We start from the raw sequence: 18,183 nt of genomic DNA on the forward strand, positions 1-18,183 counted from the left end.
TGATTTAAGAACGTCCTTCTGCAACAAAACAGGCGGGATGTCGTCTTACATTTTGAGGTGATGCGGATTGAGGAAATACGCGTTAGGTTTGACCGTGATGCTATTGGCGCTCCTGCTTGTCGGATGCGGCACCTTCGATCCGGTGAACAAAGCGATCAATAAGCTGAGACCGGCCGTACCCGAAGATCCAGCGCAGGATGCGGAAGGTCCTTTTACCGTAGAGTTGTCTGTTCCGAAGCGTGCTGGGATAGACGAGACCTTTACGTTAATCGCCAGCCTGCATAATTTGTCCAAAACCGAATATGAGCTGATGAGTCGCCCTCGGGTGTTCCATTACCTGATCGTGGACAGCTTGGGCAACCGGGTGAACACGATCACCCAGGTGGACAGTGCGGTGGTTCGCAGCATGGGGGGAGAAACGGATATTAACGAGTTTTTCGAGACCCGGATCGATCGGATCGGAACGTATGAAATATATGCGGTCGCCGAATTTTCGATCAAAGAGAATGGAAAATACAAGAGTCTCACCTATGAGACCGAGCATCATTACATCGAAATCGGTCCCTACAGCTGACAAAGAGCAGACCCGAAGGATCCAGCGGATCCACGGTATCTGCTCTTTTTTGGTAGGCTTAGAAATCAAAGTTGTCGGGGTCCGGACCCACGCGAAGGTTCTCGTTAAGCGCGCTGATCCGTGCCATATCCTCTTCCGTCAACGCGAAATTAAACACGTCTGCGTTCTCGGCAATCCGATCCGGCTTGGTCGATTTCGGAATCGTTACCACGCCGTTCTGTAAATCCCAGCGAAGGATGATTTGGGCGACCGATTTTCCATATTTACGGGCAAGCTCTTGTAACACAGGATGATCCAGCAGTTGCCCTTGCATGAGCGGGGACCATGCCTCCATTTGAATGCCGTGTTCGCGGCAGAAGGCTTGCACTTCCTGCTGCGTCAGACGAGGATGGTATTCGACCTGATTGACCATCGGCACGATTTCCGCGTCTTCCATCAAGTCCTTCAGATGGTGAACTTGGAAGTTGCTGACGCCGATCGCCTTGACCTTTCCGGCTTGGTAGAGCGTTTCTAACGCACGCCAAGCTTCTTTATATTTACCGGCGACGGGCCAGTGAATCAGATACAGGTCCAGATAGTCTAGTCCCAGCTTCTGCAGGCTGGTTTCATAAGCAGCGAGCGTCTCTCCGTATCCGAGGTCGGCGTTCCATACCTTCGAAGTGACAAACAGCGCTTCACGCGGGATACCGGCTTCCTGCAAGCCTTCGCGGATGCCTTGTCCGACGCCTTTTTCATTCGCGTAGATTGCTGCGGTATCGATGCTGCGGTAGCCGTGGGTAATTGCGAACTTCACCGCGTCTACCAGCTCCTGTCCTTCCTCGACCTTGAATACGCCAAGGCCAAACCAAGGCATCTTCACTCCGTTGTGCAGGGTGGTGGTATCTTGTAAATGGGTGATCATAACAAAATGCGCCTCCTATTAATTTTCATGTTGGTTTAGTGATGAAATAGATGATTAGTTATGTTGAAGCGATGGTTGTGAAATGACCGTCTCCTGCCGGTCTTTTCTTTCCAGAGCACGGCTCCAGCCCGTGAGAAGTACGGCAGCTGCGACCATCAGTGCGCCAATCCACGAGGTATGGATCAGACCCAACGAATCGGTGATGACCCCGCCCAGGTAAGACCCCAGGGCAATCCCGGCGTTAAAGGCCGCGATGTTGATCGCGGAGGCCACGTCGACGGCGGACGGGACAAACCGCTCTGCCAGCATCACGACGTAAACCTGCAGCCCCGGAACGTTCATGAAGGCCAGCAGTCCCATGAGGAAAATGGTCACCAAGCCGGCGACTTTGAACGGAGCCGTGAACAGCAAGGCCAGCAGGATCAGCGCCTGTACGATAAACATATAGAACAAGGCCCGAATTGGCTGACGATTGGACAACTTGCCGCCCACCATGTTGCCGATGGCAATCGCGATGCCGTAGACCAGCAAGATGACGGCGACCGCGCTTTCCTTGAAGCCTGTAATTTCAAGAAGGATCGGCGATAAGTAGGTATAAACGACAAAGGTGCCTCCATACCCGAGGGCCGTGATCAGGAACAATAGCAGCAGCCGTCCGTTCGTCACCAGCTTCACCTGGTCACGGAACGCGGTTCGCCCCCCTTTCCGCAAGCCGGATGGCACCAGCAGGCTGTTGGAGATAAAGCCAATGAGCCCCACGACGACGATCAGGATAAAGGCGGCGCGCCAGCCGAACTGTTGACCGATGAAGGTGCCAAGCGGCACGCCGGTGACCGTCGCAACGGTCAAGCCGGTGAACATGATGGAAATCGCGCTGGCCCGGCGGTGTTCCGGCACTAAGTCAGCGGCAATCGTTGAACCGATCGACATAAACACGCCGTGTGAAAAAGCAGAGATCACCCTTGCCGCGAGCAGCATGACAATGCTAGTTGCCGCCGCAGCCAAGGCATTGCCGATCATGAAGACGACCATGATCCACAGCAGCAGTGTTTTGCGCGACATTCGTGCGGTTAGCGACGTGAGTACCGGTGCTCCAAAAGTGACGCCTAACGCATATAAGGAAACCGTCAGCCCTGCGGTGGTCGTAGAAATGTGCAGGTCCTCGGCGATCAAAGGCAGCAGACCGACGCTGATAAATTCGGTTGTCCCGATGGCAAAGGCACTAATGGCCAAGGCGAGCAGCGCCAAGGTGCTTCTTTGATGATTCATGAGTCAATCTACCTCCCAAAAGATAATGGTTTGCAGGTTCGCCGCTGATCTGCCGGGGAATGATGCAGAAGCGAGCGACAAATGCTATTATGGGAGATAGGGTAGTTTTTGAGAAGTACGCACTTTGAAGTAATATAGGAACCTAAAAGTAATGTAGGTACTTTTTTGTGCCTATTAAAAAGAAGGAGCAATCTCAATGAAAGAGAAGAAATATAATATCTCCGTAGAAGCGACGCTTGAGGTGATCGGCGGGAAGTGGAAATGCGTGATCCTGTGCCACTTGACGCACGGTCGGAAACGAACCAGTGAATTAAAACGCCTGATGCCCGACATCACTCAGAAAATGTTGACCCAACAGCTTCGCGAACTGGAGGCCGACGGCGTTATTCGCCGGATCGTCTACCAGGAGGTCCCGCCTCGGGTCGAGTATGAGCTAAGCGAATACGGGGAGAGCTTACGGGGAATTTTGGATGCGCTGTGCGCCTGGGGAGAACAGCATATCCACAAGGTGTATGGCAGCTATGATGTTCTGGAAGAGAACGTGCTGAATGAACATTTGAAATCGTAAGGTCTCTTCGGTTATGCTGTCCATGAAAAGGAGCGATGATCGATGAAACCTATCACGGTATTGATTGCGGACGATGAGCCGGAAATCGCCGACTTGATCGAGCTGCACCTGGCCCGGGAAGGATACCGCTGCATCAAAGCGTCCAACGGGCAGGAGGCGCTGGATGTCATCCAGACGCAATCCGTGGATCTTGCGATCTTGGACATTATGATGCCGAAGATCGATGGGTATGAAGTGACCCGGCAAATCCGGGAGAAGCACCATCTGCCGATCATTTTCTTAAGTGCAAAAGCAACCGATCTGGATAAAATCACCGGCCTGGTACGCGGGGCGGACGATTATATGACGAAGCCGTTTAATCCGATGGAGCTGGTGGCCCGGGTGAACGCCCAACTGCGGCGCTTTATCCAGCTGAACCCGTCGGTTGCCGGTCCCACGGATGAGCCGGTGCTGGAGGCCGGAGGGCTTGTGATCCATCCCGAGCACCGGACAGTGTTCCTCTACGGCGAACCGGTAGAGCTGACGCCGAAAGAGTTTGATATCTTGGTCCTGCTGGCCAATCATCCGAAGAAGGTGTTCAGTTCGGAGCATATTTTTGAGAAGGTCTGGGGCGAGGCTTATTATGAAGGCGGGAATACGGTCATGGTGCATATCCGAAGCTTGCGCAAGAAGCTGGGGGAAGACCGGCACAAGAACAAGCTGATCAAAACCGTCTGGGGAGTAGGGTACACGTTCAATGGATAATCACTCCGACAAACCGAAATTTCGCAGCTTTCGCTTCCAAATGATCCGGTTGTTCGGGCTGAGCATGATATTGTCTGCAGGGACAACCTTTCTGACTTATCTGGCGCTGCGGGAGTATTATCATACGCTGCTGCGTGAAGACCCGTTGTATAACGTCCGCCGGATGATGCGTGAGATCGGTGACATCAACGTGTTTCTAATTATCTTTATCCCGCTCTCGTTCTTATACTTCTATTTGCTGACTCGGCGTTATGTCGCGTATTTCCGGGAAATTTCCCGGGGAATCAATCAACTGGCGGGAGGAGACTTCACCCATCGGGTTCATATTCCTTCCGGCGACGAGTTCGGAGAGATTGCACGGGACATCAATTTGGCCAGCGAGAAGCTGCAGCAAGCCGTGGAACGGGGCGACTTTGCCGAGAACAGCAAGGAGCAACTTGTGCTGAACCTGGCCCATGATCTTCGAACCCCGCTAACTTCTGTGATTGGATATCTGGATTTCATCCTGCAAGGGAAAGACCTCACCGCCGAGCAGATGAAGCATTACACCACGATCGCCTACACCAAATCGCAGCGTCTGGAGAAGCTGATCGACGAGTTGTTCGAAGTTACGCGAATGAATTACGGTAAGCTGAACATCCATCGCCGGCCGCTTGATTTGAGCGAGCTGCTGAGTCAATTAACCGAAGAGATGTACCCCGTGTTTGAAAAAAATGAGCTGACCGTTCGCCTAAAAACCGAACCGCAGCTGATGATCTCCGGCGATGGCGATCTGCTTGCCCGCGTCTTTGAGAACTTGCTGTCCAATGCCGTTCGTTACGGCAAAGACGGGGAGTACGTTGACGTCCATGGGAAGATGGACGGGGAAGAGGTTGTCGTGCGCGTGACCAACTACGGGGACTTCATTCCGCCGGACGAGCTGCCGCATGTGTTTGATATGTTCTTCACCGGCGATCGTGCGCGTACGTATCAGGAAGGCAGCACCGGTCTTGGCCTGTTTATCGCCAAAAATATCGTGGAGCAGCACGAAGGCACCATCTCGGTGCAAAGCGATCTGATTCGGACCGAGTTTGAAGTGAGGTTGCCAAAGCTTAGAAACTTATGAGTTGAAATCCTGTCTCGTTGTGAGGCGGGATTTTTTGTCGTTAGGGCCTCCGTAGGGCACCTATGCCAGCCGCCTTCCCTTGATGATTATCCCGTTGCCTCAGAAAGTGCGCATCTCATTACCAGTCACCAGGTAACCTTATCTTGCCCTCCCTTGATCTCCTCATTTTTCCGCTGAACGAAAGGGATAATCATGCAAAGAGGCGCGAGAAGGACCCCTTGGGGAGACGACACACAGTATACGAAAAATAATTTCCTTGATCACGGAGCTCCGTCGCGGAACGTTGACCTTGGCGGTGCTAAGCCAGTTGCGAACGCCGCAATACGGGTATTCGCTCGTTCAACGGCTGGATCAATCCGGGATCACCATTGATCAAAGCACATTGTATCCGCTGCTGCGCCGGCTGGAGAAGCAGGAACTTACTCACCGGCTGCCGGAACGGAGCCGGGAGGACATCGCGCTGGAGCTGCGCTCCACGATTGAGGATATGCTGGCGGAGGAACCCAGCGAAGCCGAAGTGAAGGAGGCGCTGACTCAATTGGGCGATCCGGCCGTGTTGGCCGCTCAGTATCGGGACCAACCAACGTTTTTGATCGGGCCTCGCTTCTATGAAACTTATGTTCAGGTCTTGAAAATGATTGTCCCGATCGTGGTCGTAATTACCCTCCTTTCGCTGATTGCCAACCAAATCATTACGTATTCTGGTGAAGTCGTTCCGGCGGAGGCCGCGGCGGTCCTGCTCAGCAAAGCTATCGGGACGGTGTTTAGCACGGGGGTGCAGACCGTATTTTGGATTATCCTGGCGTTTGTCATTCTGGAACGGACGGGAACCGGCAATGAACTGCCGCTGAACGGCAAGTTCAAAGCTTGGACGCCGGATGATTTGAAGGATACCCGATATGTCCCTGCGAAGAAAGTGATCAAGAAAAGCGAGGTATTCGCCAGCCTCATGTGGACGGCGATATGGGGAAGCGTCTATTTTAACGCAGATCGGTTGATTGGCGTATATGAGAAAGGCCGAAACGGCATAGAAATGACGACTCCGATCTTTAATCAGGAGGTACTGCTTTCGTATTGGCCGTTTATCGCGGTGGTTCTTGCGCTGGATGTTGCTCTGGCGATCTACAAATGGATCGTTGCCCAATGGAACGTGAAGATCGCGTTCCTGAACGTGGCCAACCACGTCCTTTCGTTGGTGGTGTTCGGCACCATCATCGGAAATGCAGAGCTGCTGTCCCCCGGTTTTATCGCGAAGTTGGAGGATATTTTCGGATTGGGAGTTTCCGGCTTCAACTCCGGATGGATCATGTGGGTGGTGTTGTTTGCTTACATGTTGTTCGCAGCCTTGGACAGTTACTAAGGGTTCCAGAAAGCTAACCTTTCCAAACCGGCAAAATAAACAATCGTCAAAAAATCCCCACTCTCTTGGTGAAAGAGGGTGGGGATTTTCGTTTAGAAGCTCACTTAGGCGGTCGTTTTCCGGGACCGGTACAGCAGCAAGCCCATCAGAATCGCGAAATACAGGAATAGGGCGCCAAAGGTGTACAGGTACATCACCGGTTGATTTTGCAGATACCCGACGATGGGGATGTTCAAAATCAGCAGCAGTGGAAATCCGAACATAATTGCGGACGCGCTGCCCATGACCAAGTTGTCCGTCGTATTCGACTGAAATTTCGGATCGACGGCTTTGACGAGCGCAAGCCCGGTAGAAATCGTTCCGGTCAGCATCCCGTAAAAACCGAGAACGTTTGGCAATTTGTCCTCCGGCAACACCCGCGGCACTAACCAAACCATAAACCATACCGTTACTAACCCGCCGACTGTCGTTAGGATGAGTACCGGCGTCAAGTATTGCTTCAACGCGTAGATCGAGATCGCAGCGATCGAGGCGGCGATCATGTAATCGAAGGAAAATCCGGAGATCCGCTGCAACAGGTAGTTGTTCGGGGAATGCTCCAACTGGAAGCCCGCTTGCTTCCAACGGTTGAGAATCCACCGGAACAACATGGCGTACAGGCTGCCGATGAGGAAGTGGAAGCCAATCAGCAGTTGGGCCAATGTTTCCCCATAGGTCCCGAGTGGAGTCAGCACCGCCTCCAGTCCACGTAACGTCAAGTAAGTGACCAGGTAAATAAAGCCGATCAGCGCGATTTGGTAGGTCAGCTTGTCGATCGCGTCACTGAGCGGAATTTCGCCTTCTTCTGATTTTTCCGTGACCTCGGTGCGTTCTTTGAGTGGGCGGGATGCCGCCTGTTTAAATTTCGGATGGCGGATCAGGAAGTTCATCAGAATGATTCCGGGAATCACGGCCCAGATGAAGCCGAACCCGGCAATGGTTAGGCCGAGGTTCCCGCCGCCTTCAAGCCCCAAAGCCTCCCAACGGCTGCCGATCGAATAGGCTTGTCCCGGACCTTGTCCATACCCGAGAGGGAGCAGCAAGCCGATGCCTGGGAACATGTCGGGAACTTGTTGGTGTAGAAAAAAAGAACGGCCAGGGGGGCCGTTCTTGGGGTGGGGCTTTGAAAGATTAGCCTTCAAGAGGCTCGGAATCAATAAATTCGACGGGGAGACGCCGCTCCTCACCCACTGGAAGGCATAATCGGCAATCTCAAATTTTCCGTCTCCTTTTCCGTTAATGATCCCCTTGTTGACCAGCTCCATAATGGCATCTTTCGCATAGGAACCGTCAATGTCCGACATTTGAGTTGCTGCATGCAATCAAATTTTGAACTATTGATTTGGGAACATAATAAAGCCCTTGCTGCCAAAGACAGAAGGGCCAAAAGGGAAGTATAGCAGGATGAGGTATCCACTTACGCGGCGTCACCGGAAATCCGGCGGAATGCGCCGGGACACACCGGTGGCAATGGCCGCGTTGATGACGGCTTTGCGCACGAGCGGGACGACCTGATCATTAAAAATACTCGGGATGATATACTGCTCGTTCCGCTCCTCGTCAGTAACGGCGGAGGCGATGGCTTGTGCTGCGGCCAGCTTCATCGCTTCGTTGACCACGCGGGCCCGACAATCGAGAGCGCCGCGGAAGACGCCGGGGAACACAAGCACGTTGTTGATCTGGTTCGGATAGTCGCTTCGGCCGGTCGCGAAGACAGCTGCGTGAGCCAGCCCTACCTCCGGATCAACCTCCGGGTGCGGGTTGGCGAGGGCAAACACGATCGGCTGCTCGTTCATCGTCCGCAAATGTTCACCGGTCAGCAGATTCCCCGCAGAGACGCCGATGAACACGTCAGCACCAGGCAGGACATCTTGCAGCGAGCCGGGCTGACTTTCCACCTGCGGCTGCTCCGTGAGCCACTGCCACATCGGGTGGCTGTACGTTCCACCGCGGACAATCGCTCCCTCCTTGTCCACCGGCACAAGCTTAGTTACGCCTGCGGACAGCAGCATTTTGCAAATGGAGACACCCGCTGCCCCAACACCGCTTACCACGACCCGCACCTCGGACATCGATTTGCCGACGACCTTCAGCGCGTTAATTAACCCGGCGATCACGACCACCGCTGTTCCGTGCTGATCGTCATGGAAGACCGGGATGTCCAGTTCCTCCGCCAGCCGCTGCTCAATTTCGAAGCACCGGGGGGAGCTGATGTCCTCCAGATTGATGCCGCCAAAAATCGGACTGATCGCTTTAACGGTACGAATGATTTCTTCCGTATCGCTCGTATCCAGGCAGAGCGGAAAAGCATCAACCCCGGCCAGCTGCTTAAACAGCATCGCCTTGCCTTCCATCACCGGCGCCGCGGCGTACGGACCGATATCGCCAAGCCCCAACACGGCGGTTCCGTCCGTGATGACCGCCACAGTGTTGCGTTTAATCGTCAGCGAAAACGCCTTGTTTCGACTTTCGTGGATCGCCGTGCAGATTTTGGCGACCCCTGGCGTATACACCTGCGACAGATCGTCGCGGTTGCGAATTGGCATCGTTGGCTCGATGGCGATTTTACCGCCGAGATGCATGAGAAACGTGCGATCGGAGACGTTGATCAGCCGGACACCATGCAGCTTGCGAAGCGCCTTGACGAACGCCGTTTCGTCTTGGTCGCCCGTATCGACGGTAATGTCGCGTACCGAAGATCCTTTAGCCGAGGAGATCACGTCGATCGACGTAATGTCGCCTCCGGCACCGCTCACCGCAGCAGCGACATCGCCGAAGCTGGCCTTCTTATGGTCGAGCTCCAATCGGATAATAATTAACGTACGTGCCATAACTTAAATCCACCCCCGCCATTTTACCGCCTCGGTCATTCGCTTCAGCCCCACGATATATGCGGCAAGACGCATGTTCACCCGGCGTGTCACCGAAGTCTGATAAACCTTGTGAAAAGCGTCCACCAACAGCTGCTCCAGCTTCGCGTTCACTTCCTCCAGCGGCCAGTAGTAACCCTGATTGTTTTGCACCCACTCAAAATAGGATACGACCACGCCACCCGCACTCGCTAGGACATCCGGCACAATCAGAACCCCGCGCTTGGACAAAATTTCCGTTGCTGCATACGTCGTTGGACCGTTGGCCGCTTCGACGATCAGCTTAGCTTGGATGTGCGGCGCGTTTTCCTCGGTGAGTTGGTTTTCGATCGCAGCCGGCACGAGGATATCGCATTCCTTCACAAGCAGTTCCTGATTTGTGATCCGGTTGGAGTAGAGGTGGGTCACCGCGCCAAAAGAATCCCGCCGATCCAACAGCTCGAGGATATCGAGCCCGTTTGGATCGTACAGCGCGCCGCGCGCATCCGCAATGCCAACGATGATGGCCCCGGCGTCATGCAGAAACTTCGCCAGGTAGCTGCCGGCATTGCCAAAGCCTTGGATGATGACCCGCGAGCCTTCCACCGCCATGCCGGCCATCTTTGCGGCCTCCTTCAGCACGATCGTGACGCCAAGGGCTGTCGACGATTCCCGTCCGTAGGAGCCGCCGAGCACCAGCGGTTTGCCGGTGATGAAGCTGGGCGAATCGAATTCGCGGATCCGGCTGTACTCGTCCATCATCCAGGCCATCACCTGCGAATTGGTGTACACGTCAGGCGCCGGGATATCCTTGGTCGGCCCAACCAATTGGCTGATCGCCCGGACGTACCCGCGGCTTAAGGCTTCCAGCTCGCGCATCGACATCGTCCGCGGGTCGCAGGCGATTCCGCCTTTACCGCCGCCGTAGGGCAGCGACACGATGCCGCATTTGATGATCATCCACATCGACAAGGCCTTCACTTCCTCCGCCGTCACGTCGGGGTGGAACCGCACGCCGCCTTTGGTCGGCCCGACCGCGTCATTGTGCTGAGCGCGGTAACCGGTAAAGACCTGGACCGAGCCGTCGTCCATCTTCACCGGAATCCGTACGGTCAGCATCCGCAGCGGCTCCTTGAGCAGGTCAAACATCGCCGGCGGCTCGTTCATCGTCTGGAGCGCCATGCGAATGACCTGTTGGGTGCTGGTCAAAACGTCCATATTTTCCGAAAGTGTTCGTTTCCCGTTCATAATCATGGGTTACCCTTCTTCCGTCCGTATTGGAGAAATATTTGAAGTCTGCTAAGTTCGCTGCCGCAGCTCTAACGCTTGCCACAAACCTTATTGCAGCAAAAATCGCCTATTTGCGAATCTAACGCTGATCACGGAGCTTATTTCACCATTTTTCGGGTGAATTGAGGTGTTTTTGCCCAAATAGCGTGGCTCAGCGTCGTTAGAATTTTTGACATGCCGTTTTTGCAACAATAGCGTTCTGTATCAGCGTTAGAGCAGGGAGCACCGGCCTCGCGATCAACGAGCAAATGACCAAACGAGCTAGAGAGCAAGAGACCAAACAACCAAGCGAGCAAGCGAACAAGAGAGAAAATTATCGCGAGCAAAAGAACAAGAGAGTAAGAGATCGCGAACAAGAGAGCAAAAGAGCATCCAGCAATCGTCATCGCCTACAACTTCCGGGAAGTCAGCTTGGCTTGGGTGAACAGCAGCAGGTAGTCATAGCCGCCGGCTTTCGAGTCGGTTCCCGACATATTAAAGCCGCCAAACGGGTGGGCGCCGACCAACGCCCCGGTGCATTTGCGGTTCACGTACAGATTGCCGCAGTGCATTGTTTCCAGCGCTTCGCTGATGCGATCCTCATCCCGGGAAAAGAACGACCCCGTCAGCCCAAACTCAGTATCGTTGTACAACGCGATCGCTTCTCGCCAATCCTTCGCTTTGCCGATCGCCAGCACCGGCCCAAAAATCTCCTCCTGCATAATCCGCGCCTTCCCATCAACGCCGGCGAACACGGTGGGTTCGATATAATAGCCGTTGCCTTCGGCTTGCTGTCCGCCGGTAAGGAGCTGCCCTTCCTGTTTGCCGACCTCAATGTAATCGAGGATTTTGCGGAAAGAAGCCTCGTCGATCACCGGTCCAACCGCTTTATTGTGCTCGGGGAGGCCAATCTCCAGCTGCTTCGTCAAAGACACGACTTTCTCCACCACTTCGTCGTAGACGGACTCTACGATGAAAGCGCGGGATCCGGCGGAGCATTTTTGTCCCTGGAACCCAAAAGCTGAGGTCACGATGGCCTGAGCAGCCGCATCCAGATCTGCAGTTTCATCAACGACGATGCCGTCCTTGCCGCCCATTTCGGCGACCAGCCGCTTGATCCAGATCTGCCCGGGTGCCGTATCGGCTGCCAACTTGCTGATGCGCAGTCCGACCTCCTTCGAGCCGGTGAAGCTGATGAACCGGGTTTTCGGGTGCGTGGTCAGATAATCGCCAACCTCAGAGCCGCTGCCGGGGATGAAGTTCAGCACTCCGGCCGGCAAGTCAACCTCCTCCATCAGCGCAGCGAACTTGTAGGCGATGACCGGGGTGTTGGAGGCGGGCTTGAGCAGCACGGTGTTGCCAGCCACAATCGCCGCCGAGGTCATGCCCACGCAGATCGCCAGCGGGAAATTCCATGGCGGAATGATGACACCAACGCCGAGCGGGATGTAGGTCAGCCGGTTTTGCTCCCCCGGGACTGGCGTCAGCGGCATCGTTTCGTTGATCTCGCTCAGGCGGATCATTTCCCGTGCGTAAAAATTCAGAAAATCGATCGCCTCCGCCGTATCGGCGTCCGCTTCAGCGTAGTTCTTGCCGGCTTCGAGCACCATCAGGGCGGAGAACTCATGCTTCCGTTCGGTCATGAGCTTGGCGGCTTTCAGCAGGTACTGTGCGCGTTCGCGGGGCGGCACCTTTTTCCACGATTCAAACGCCGTAAGTGCAGCCTGCATCGCTTTCTCGGCCAGCTCCTGATCGGCTTTGCTGACCCAACCCATCGTTTCATCGAGATTGCCGGGGTTGATTGAACGGATTTTGGCCTCCGTAAAAATCTTCTCACCGCCGATCTGCAGCGGAATCTCCCGTCCCAGCTCCGATTTCACTTGGGAAATCGCGGCTTCCATGGCCTGGCGGGCCGATTCCTGACTAAAGTCGGTAAACGGTTCGTTGCGGAAAGCTTCCAGTTTTGCGGTTGTGCTCATAGGGGCGCGCTCCTTACGAATAAGATTTTGGATATTTACTTAAATAAGTTCTTTAAGACAAACCATACATTGGCGGGACGCTCCGCGAGGCGGCGCATAAAGTAGCCAAACCAATCGCTGCCAAACGGGACGTACACCCGAACCTTGTAACCTTCGCGAACGAGCGCAAGCTGTAAATCTTCGCGAATGCCATATAACATTTGAAATTCGTAGCGGTCCGGCGGAATGGCTAAATCTTGAATTGTTTTCTTAGCGTAGTCGATAATCTGGGAGTCATGGGTTGCTATGGCGGCATAACCGCCGTTCATCAGGTGGGTAGAGATGAGGCGTTTGAAATTTTCGTCGACGTCCGGCTTGGCCGGGTATGCGACTTTCGGCGATTCCTTGTAAGCTCCCTTCACGAGGCGAAGGTTCGGCTTAAGGGGCTTCAGATCCTCGACGTCTTCCAGGGAGCGATAAAGGTAAGCTTGGATGACGATGCCAACGTTGTCGGTTTGTTCGCGCAGTTGCTTGTAGATCGAGATGGTTTTTTCACAGTGGGCAAAATCCTCCATGTCGATGCGCACAAACAATCCGTACATTCGGGCCCGGTTCAGGATCGTGGTCAGGTTACGTAAGCAGATTTCGTCGCTAATCCCAAGCCCCAGCGAAGTGAGCTTCAGCGAGAGATTGGCTTCGACTCCGGCTTCGTTGATGGCGTCCAGCGTCTTGAGGCACATCCGCATGGATAGTTCTGCTTCGGCTTCCGTGGACACGAACTCGCCAAGATGATCGAGGGTGGCTACCCGACCAGTCGCATTTAATGCGCGTACAGCTTCAATTGCACCATCAATGGTTTCTCCGGCCACAAACCGACCGGCACCAAAGCGCAGTCCGTATCGGCGGGCCATACGTCCCACGGATTGGCTTTTGGCGAAGGATTGAAACAGGGTGCGGAGTAACGCGTCCATAGGCATCCATCCTTTTCCATTTCTCATATACAATATTTTAGATTTTTGAACAATATAAGTTGAAAAAATAAACAAAAAAATTTTAAATTCAAGAAAAAATGTTCAATATTGAACAGTTCCAGGCTGAGTGAAGGTCCAATCTTTATGACGGGAATATTGAACCTCGCCTGCTTTCGTGTTAGATTTACAAGTAAAATTTCATTACGCGTGAGGTAATTATGTTTAATCATGAACGGATATCCTTCCGGCAGGACTTGACCCGTTTCAAACCGGAAGAAAATACAAGTGCATTACTTGCAGCGTTACAGGGCGGTCAGGCGGCGGCAGTCGAGCTGGACGGAGCGTTGTATCTGTTGACGCCGGATGATGCCGGGCGGCTTGAAGCTTTTGGCGAAGGGAGTATCGGCAAAGGACTGCGGCTTGACGGGATGAAGTTTGTCGTTTCGGTTGTGTTCAAGGAGTCGGAGCTGGCGCTTCCGATCAGCGAACTGGCATCCCGATGGTCCGGCGCAGATACGAGCGGGCGGCCGGCGTTGGTGGTCAATGATGGACAGGAGCCCGTTGGGTATCTTCCGATGATTGACCTGCTTAAAATAGCGGCGGACCGGCAGCAGCGGGCGGAGGCGTATTTTGACGCCCTGCTGGAGACGGTCAGTGATGCGGTAACGGTCGTGGACCGCAACGGTACGGTGATCGGCTGGAACACGGTGGCGGAAGAAGTGTACGGGATCGCCAAAGCGGACATCGTTGGCCGCACGATCGGTGAGCATTTTGATCCCGACGCATTGGTTGTGCTGGGGATTCTGGATGAAGGCCGGCGGCTGCGCGGGGCCTACCATCGTCCGCGGGAAGGCACGCATGTGCTGATCAATGCGTCGCCGATCGTGGAGCCGGGCGGGGGGATTATCGGCGGCGTGGCGACCGAGCAGGATATTACGCATCTCGTGAAGCTGAACGACGAATTGACGGTAGCGACGTCCCGTCTGTTGACCCAGCGGATCGGCGACGAGGATCCGTTTGGCTTAATCAGCGGGCGTGGCGAAAGCATGGGCAAAGTGATCAAACTGGCCAAAAAGCTGGCCGAAACCGACTCCACCGTGCTCCTGATCGGGGAGACTGGAGCGGGCAAGGAGCAGCTGGCCAGGGTGATCCATCGCGCCGGCGCGCGGCCGGAGGGGCCGTTCCTGTCGCTGAGCTGCGGGGCCGTCCCGGCGGGATTGGCCGAAGCGGAGCTGTTTGGCTATCAAGGCGGCGCCTTCTCGGGACAGCCGTCGGGTCAGGCTGGTCGGCTGGAGGCGGCGGACGGCGGCTCGATTTTTTTGAATGAGATTGAGTGTTTACCTTTAGACGTACAGGAGAAGTTAGCTCATTACATCAAGCACCGGACGATCACGCGGATTGGGGCCGCGGAAGCCGTGCCGGTATCAGTGCGAATCTTCGCCGGCACCAGCCAGGATCTGGGCCAGCTCGTGCGGGAGGGCAAATTCCGTGCGGATTTGTATTACGCGCTGAACGTGGTGTCGCTGAAGGTGCCGCCGCTGCGTGAGCGTCGGGAGGACCTGGGGCCGTTGGTGCAAATGTATTTGCGCGTGTATTCGTTGCAGTATCAGAAGCCGCTGCCGGCCGTTTCGCCGGAGGTGATGCTGGCGTTTGCGAATTACGACTGGCCGGGAAACGTAAGCGAGCTGCGGGCGGTGATCGAGCGCTGTGTGATTTTAAGCGAGAACGAGCAAATCACGCTGGAGCACTTGCCGGAGGTGTTGCAGCAGCGGCAAGCTCAGCTGGAGTTCGCAGCGGCGGACTCTGCGGTGGGCATGCCGGTTGGCAGCGGAGCCGTTGCCGGTTCCGACTTCGGGCGGGGAACGAAGCTGTCCTCTGTGGAACAGGCGGATCGTCTTGACAAGATGCTGCGTCCGCGCATCACCCCCGAAGAGGAAATGGAGCTGATGAAGGAAGCGCTGGAGCGAACAGCGGGGAATAAGAGCAATGCAGCCAAGCTGCTGGGCATTTCCCGGGGTACGCTTTATAAAAAGATTCGGGATTATAATTTGGTATAATCCATTTTTAAGAACAGGCGGGGCCTTTGTGTTTATCACAAAGGCCCTGTTGCTTTGAGTGACTAATGTTCCTCCAAAAAGGGTATTCCTCGTTTAGTAAACATTCCCTCAATACTCTGTACATGGTAATATTACCTAGGAATATTATACTAAATGGGGGATTGGATCAATGAAAAAGAAAGTGTTACTCAGTTCTTTTTTACTATTATTTGTTTTGTCTAGCACTGTAGCTAATGCACATCCAGGTCGAACGGATGCTAATGGCGGTCATACGTGTCGGACAAATTGCGCAAAATGGGGATTAACAACGGGCGAATATCATTACCATAATGGGGGAAGCTCTTCTTCTAGTTCTAGTAAGAAATCCTCTTCTTCCTCCTCATCCTCTAAAAGTTCTACCAAACACTCTTCCAAAGGTTCCTCTGCCCCCAAATCGACAGAGCCAACCTATAAGAAATCTAAACTGACTGTATTTATTAATGGGGAGAAAGCAAATTTTAATAGTGATTTAATCATTTATCAAAATACAAACATGGTTCCTCTGCGTGAAATTTCTGATCTACTAGGTGCAACCTTTAATTATGATGCCAAAAGTGGTGTCATTACTGTAAGTAAAAATTCTAATAAGGTCACATTTACAATAGGAAGCAAAAAAAAGTGTATTACAATGGGGAAGCTGAAACGATTAATGTGGCTCCAATGATTGTCAAAGGAGTCACTTATGTACCGTTGCAAAGCCTTGTTAAAGGTCTTGAAGCGAGCTTAAAGGCGGATAATTCTAATAAACTTAGTATCACAATTAAGTAACATGTAAAGTAGCCATGAATCGGTTGCTCTATACCTCGACATGGGCCGAACCCTTGCTTGGGCTCCTGCATAGCATATAGCACACTTGCAGGAAGAGGGGCGTGACTCCATGATAGGGATAGAGTTGTCGGCGATTCACTATGTGTATCTGGCGTTTATCGTCTTCATCATGGCGTTGTTGATCAAGCGGCGCGATACGACGATGATTTGTGTGGCGGGGATTTTTACGTTGGGTCTGCTTGCGACACAAACGCTCAGCGGCTCGGTTTCGGGCATCTTTAATTCGTTTATTTATGCGACCAAGGAGCTAATGGGGACGATCATGATCATCTCGATCATCGTGGCAATGAGTCGGGTGCTGATCCGCACGGGCATCAATGAAACGATGGTGTCTCCTTTGACGCGGTTTATTCGCACGCCATCGATGGCGTATTGGGGTATCGGGATTATCATGCTGGTGACTTCGCTGTTTTTCTGGCCCTCGCCTGCGGTTGCGTTGATCGGCGCCGTTTTGCTGCCCGTAGCGATTCGCGTTGGGCTTCCGGCGTTGGGGGCGGCGATGGCGATGAATTTGTTTGGGCATGGCATCGCCTTGTCCGGCGACTATATCATCCAGGGAGCGCCGAAGCTGACGGCGGACGCCGCGGGCCTGCCCGTCTCCAGCGTGATGTCGGCCAGCGTGCCGCTGGTTCTCGTCATGGGCCTGGTGAGCACGGTGACCGCTTTTTGGATGATGCGCCGTGATCAGCGGAACGGCACGTGGCGCGACGGCCTGGTGGCCGGAAAAGGCACAGGTGGTGTGCTTAGCGAGGATCGTCCGACGAGCAAAGAGGATTGCGCAGCCATTTCCCCTCAAGCGAAAAAATGGCTGGCCCTCCTGATCCCGCTGCTGTTCGCCGCCGACGTCGTTGCCATGTTCCTGCTGAAATTGCAAGGCGGCGATGCGACGGCGCTGGTTGGCGGCACGGCGGTGCTGATCCTGATCGGCGTGACGCTGCTGGCACACCGGAACCGGGGCCTGGAGAAGGTCACTTCGTATTTGATCGAAGGGTTGACCTTCGGCTTTAAGGTGTTTGGCCCCGTGATCCCGATCGCCGCGTTCTTTTATCTTGGCGACGCGGCGTTTCAGGAGCTGTTCGGGCAGGTGCTGCCCGAAACGTCACATGGGATCGTGAACGACCTCGGCGTGGCATTGGCCGACGTCGTTCCGCTGAACGGCATCATCGGCGCCGTGACCCTCGCCGTTACCGGAGCGATCACCGGCCTGGACGGCTCCGGCTTCTCGGGCATATCGCTGGCCGGCTCGATCGCCCAGCTGTTTGGCACCGCCATCGGCTCCGGCACGGCCGTGTTGACGGCGCTGGGGCAGGTCGCCGCCATTTGGGTCGGCGGCGGCACGCTGATCCCGTGGGCGCTCATCCCGGCCGCCGCTATCTGCGGCGTGAGTCCGTTCGAGCTGGCCCGCCGCAACCTCAAGCCGGTGCTCATCGGCCTCGCCGTGACCACCGTGGTGGCGATGTTCCTGGTGTAACACCAGGGAGAGTATTTGGTTTGTGCTCGGTGAAGGAGGCGGGGGCCGCCTCCTTTGCTTTTTTGGCGGGGATAGTCCTTCTCCAACCTGTGCCGACACCCGCCCAAATCTGTGCCGACATCCCGTAAACTAATTTAGCTCCAAAACCTACCGTTAATTTCGCAAGTTTGAGCTCTCCGCC

At 54.5% G+C, this 18,183-nt stretch carries 16 protein-coding genes and 2 pseudogenes; 10 read left to right on the plus strand and 8 right to left on the minus strand.

What is annotated here, in order from left to right:
• Positions 1–67 precede the first annotated feature (67 nt).
• Positions 68–574: a hypothetical protein gene (locus POTG_RS04025; RefSeq protein WP_009223523.1), complete on the plus strand. Its 507-nt coding sequence runs from the start codon at positions 68–70 to the stop codon at positions 572–574.
• A 58-nt stretch (positions 575–632) separates the two neighbouring features.
• Here POTG_RS04025 and POTG_RS04030 read toward each other — a convergent pair whose 3' ends face one another.
• A complete protein-coding gene (locus POTG_RS04030; RefSeq protein WP_009223524.1) occupies positions 633–1,475 on the minus strand; it encodes an aldo/keto reductase in 843 nt (280 codons plus the stop codon).
• 54 nt (positions 1,476–1,529) lie between these two features.
• Positions 1,530–2,744, minus strand: a complete 1,215-nt coding sequence (locus POTG_RS04035) for an MFS transporter (protein ID WP_009223525.1) — start codon at positions 2,742–2,744, stop codon at positions 1,530–1,532.
• Positions 2,745–2,940: 196 nt separating this feature from the next.
• Between POTG_RS04035 and POTG_RS04040 the strand changes: the two genes are divergently transcribed.
• The 5 genes and pseudogenes from POTG_RS04040 to POTG_RS04055 form a co-directional block, all read left to right on the plus strand.
• Entirely contained in the window at positions 2,941–3,312 is a 372-nt protein-coding gene (locus tag POTG_RS04040; protein ID WP_009223526.1) for a winged helix-turn-helix transcriptional regulator, read from the plus strand.
• A gap of 42 nt (positions 3,313–3,354) precedes the next feature.
• Complete coding sequence (locus tag POTG_RS04045) at positions 3,355–4,056, plus strand: response regulator transcription factor (protein WP_009223527.1); 702 nt, start codon at positions 3,355–3,357, stop codon at positions 4,054–4,056.
• Positions 4,049–5,161, plus strand: a complete 1,113-nt coding sequence (locus tag POTG_RS04050; protein ID WP_009223528.1) for a sensor histidine kinase — start codon at positions 4,049–4,051, stop codon at positions 5,159–5,161. Before POTG_RS04045 ends, POTG_RS04050 begins: the two co-directional genes overlap by 8 nt.
• Before the next feature lie 238 nt (positions 5,162–5,399).
• Positions 5,400–5,582: pseudogene (locus POTG_RS25295) on the plus strand (PadR family transcriptional regulator); the annotation flags it as partial.
• A gap of 6 nt (positions 5,583–5,588) precedes the next feature.
• Positions 5,589–6,521: pseudogene (locus POTG_RS04055) on the plus strand (HAAS signaling domain-containing protein); the annotation flags it as partial.
• A gap of 104 nt (positions 6,522–6,625) precedes the next feature.
• On the opposite strand, the gene POTG_RS04060 reads toward POTG_RS04055, so the two are convergent.
• The 6 genes from POTG_RS04060 to POTG_RS04080 all read right to left on the minus strand — a co-directional run bounded on the left by POTG_RS04060 (position 6,626) and on the right by POTG_RS04080 (position 13,607).
• On the minus strand, positions 6,626–7,864 hold the full coding sequence (locus POTG_RS04060) for an S-layer homology domain-containing protein (RefSeq protein ID WP_009223530.1): 1,239 nt from the start codon (positions 7,862–7,864) through the stop codon (positions 6,626–6,628).
• A 123-nt stretch (positions 7,865–7,987) separates the two neighbouring features.
• On the minus strand, positions 7,988–9,391 hold the full coding sequence (locus POTG_RS04065; RefSeq protein WP_009223531.1) for an NAD-dependent malic enzyme: 1,404 nt from the start codon (positions 9,389–9,391) through the stop codon (positions 7,988–7,990).
• Between the two features lie 3 nt (positions 9,392–9,394).
• A complete protein-coding gene (locus POTG_RS04070; RefSeq protein WP_009223532.1) occupies positions 9,395–10,663 on the minus strand; it encodes a Glu/Leu/Phe/Val family dehydrogenase in 1,269 nt (422 codons plus the stop codon).
• Positions 10,664–10,797: 134 nt separating this feature from the next.
• Positions 10,798–11,085: a hypothetical protein gene (locus tag POTG_RS23585; RefSeq protein ID WP_157273306.1), complete on the minus strand. Its 288-nt coding sequence runs from the start codon at positions 11,083–11,085 to the stop codon at positions 10,798–10,800.
• Positions 11,086–11,088: 3 nt separating this feature from the next.
• Positions 11,089–12,657: an L-glutamate gamma-semialdehyde dehydrogenase gene (gene pruA / locus POTG_RS04075; RefSeq protein ID WP_009223533.1), complete on the minus strand. Its 1,569-nt coding sequence runs from the start codon at positions 12,655–12,657 to the stop codon at positions 11,089–11,091.
• 35 nt (positions 12,658–12,692) lie between these two features.
• The gene (locus tag POTG_RS04080; RefSeq protein ID WP_036644142.1) at positions 12,693–13,607 is read right to left on the minus strand and encodes a proline dehydrogenase family protein; all 915 of its coding nucleotides are present in this window, start codon (positions 13,605–13,607) and stop codon (positions 12,693–12,695) included.
• A gap of 218 nt (positions 13,608–13,825) precedes the next feature.
• Here POTG_RS04080 and POTG_RS04090 point away from each other — a divergent pair, with 218 nt between their 5' ends.
• From POTG_RS04090 to POTG_RS04100, 4 genes are all read left to right on the plus strand, one after another.
• Complete coding sequence (locus tag POTG_RS04090) at positions 13,826–15,664, plus strand: sigma-54 interaction domain-containing protein (protein WP_009223536.1); 1,839 nt, start codon at positions 13,826–13,828, stop codon at positions 15,662–15,664.
• A gap of 169 nt (positions 15,665–15,833) precedes the next feature.
• The gene (locus POTG_RS04095; protein WP_269724322.1) at positions 15,834–16,367 is read left to right on the plus strand and encodes a copper amine oxidase N-terminal domain-containing protein; all 534 of its coding nucleotides are present in this window, start codon (positions 15,834–15,836) and stop codon (positions 16,365–16,367) included.
• Positions 16,364–16,471, plus strand: coding sequence for a hypothetical protein (locus tag POTG_RS25085; RefSeq protein ID WP_269724323.1), 108 nt, complete (start codon positions 16,364–16,366; stop codon positions 16,469–16,471). The genes POTG_RS04095 and POTG_RS25085 overlap by 4 nt, the downstream gene beginning before the upstream one ends.
• 112 nt (positions 16,472–16,583) lie before the next feature.
• Entirely contained in the window at positions 16,584–18,002 is a 1,419-nt protein-coding gene (locus tag POTG_RS04100; RefSeq protein ID WP_036644283.1) for a hypothetical protein, read from the plus strand.
• The last annotated feature ends 181 nt before the right edge of the window (positions 18,003–18,183 follow it).

Source organism: Paenibacillus sp. oral taxon 786 str. D14, from assembly GCF_000159955.1.
GTDB classification, from domain to species: domain Bacteria; phylum Bacillota; class Bacilli; order Paenibacillales; family Paenibacillaceae; genus Fontibacillus; species Fontibacillus phoenicis.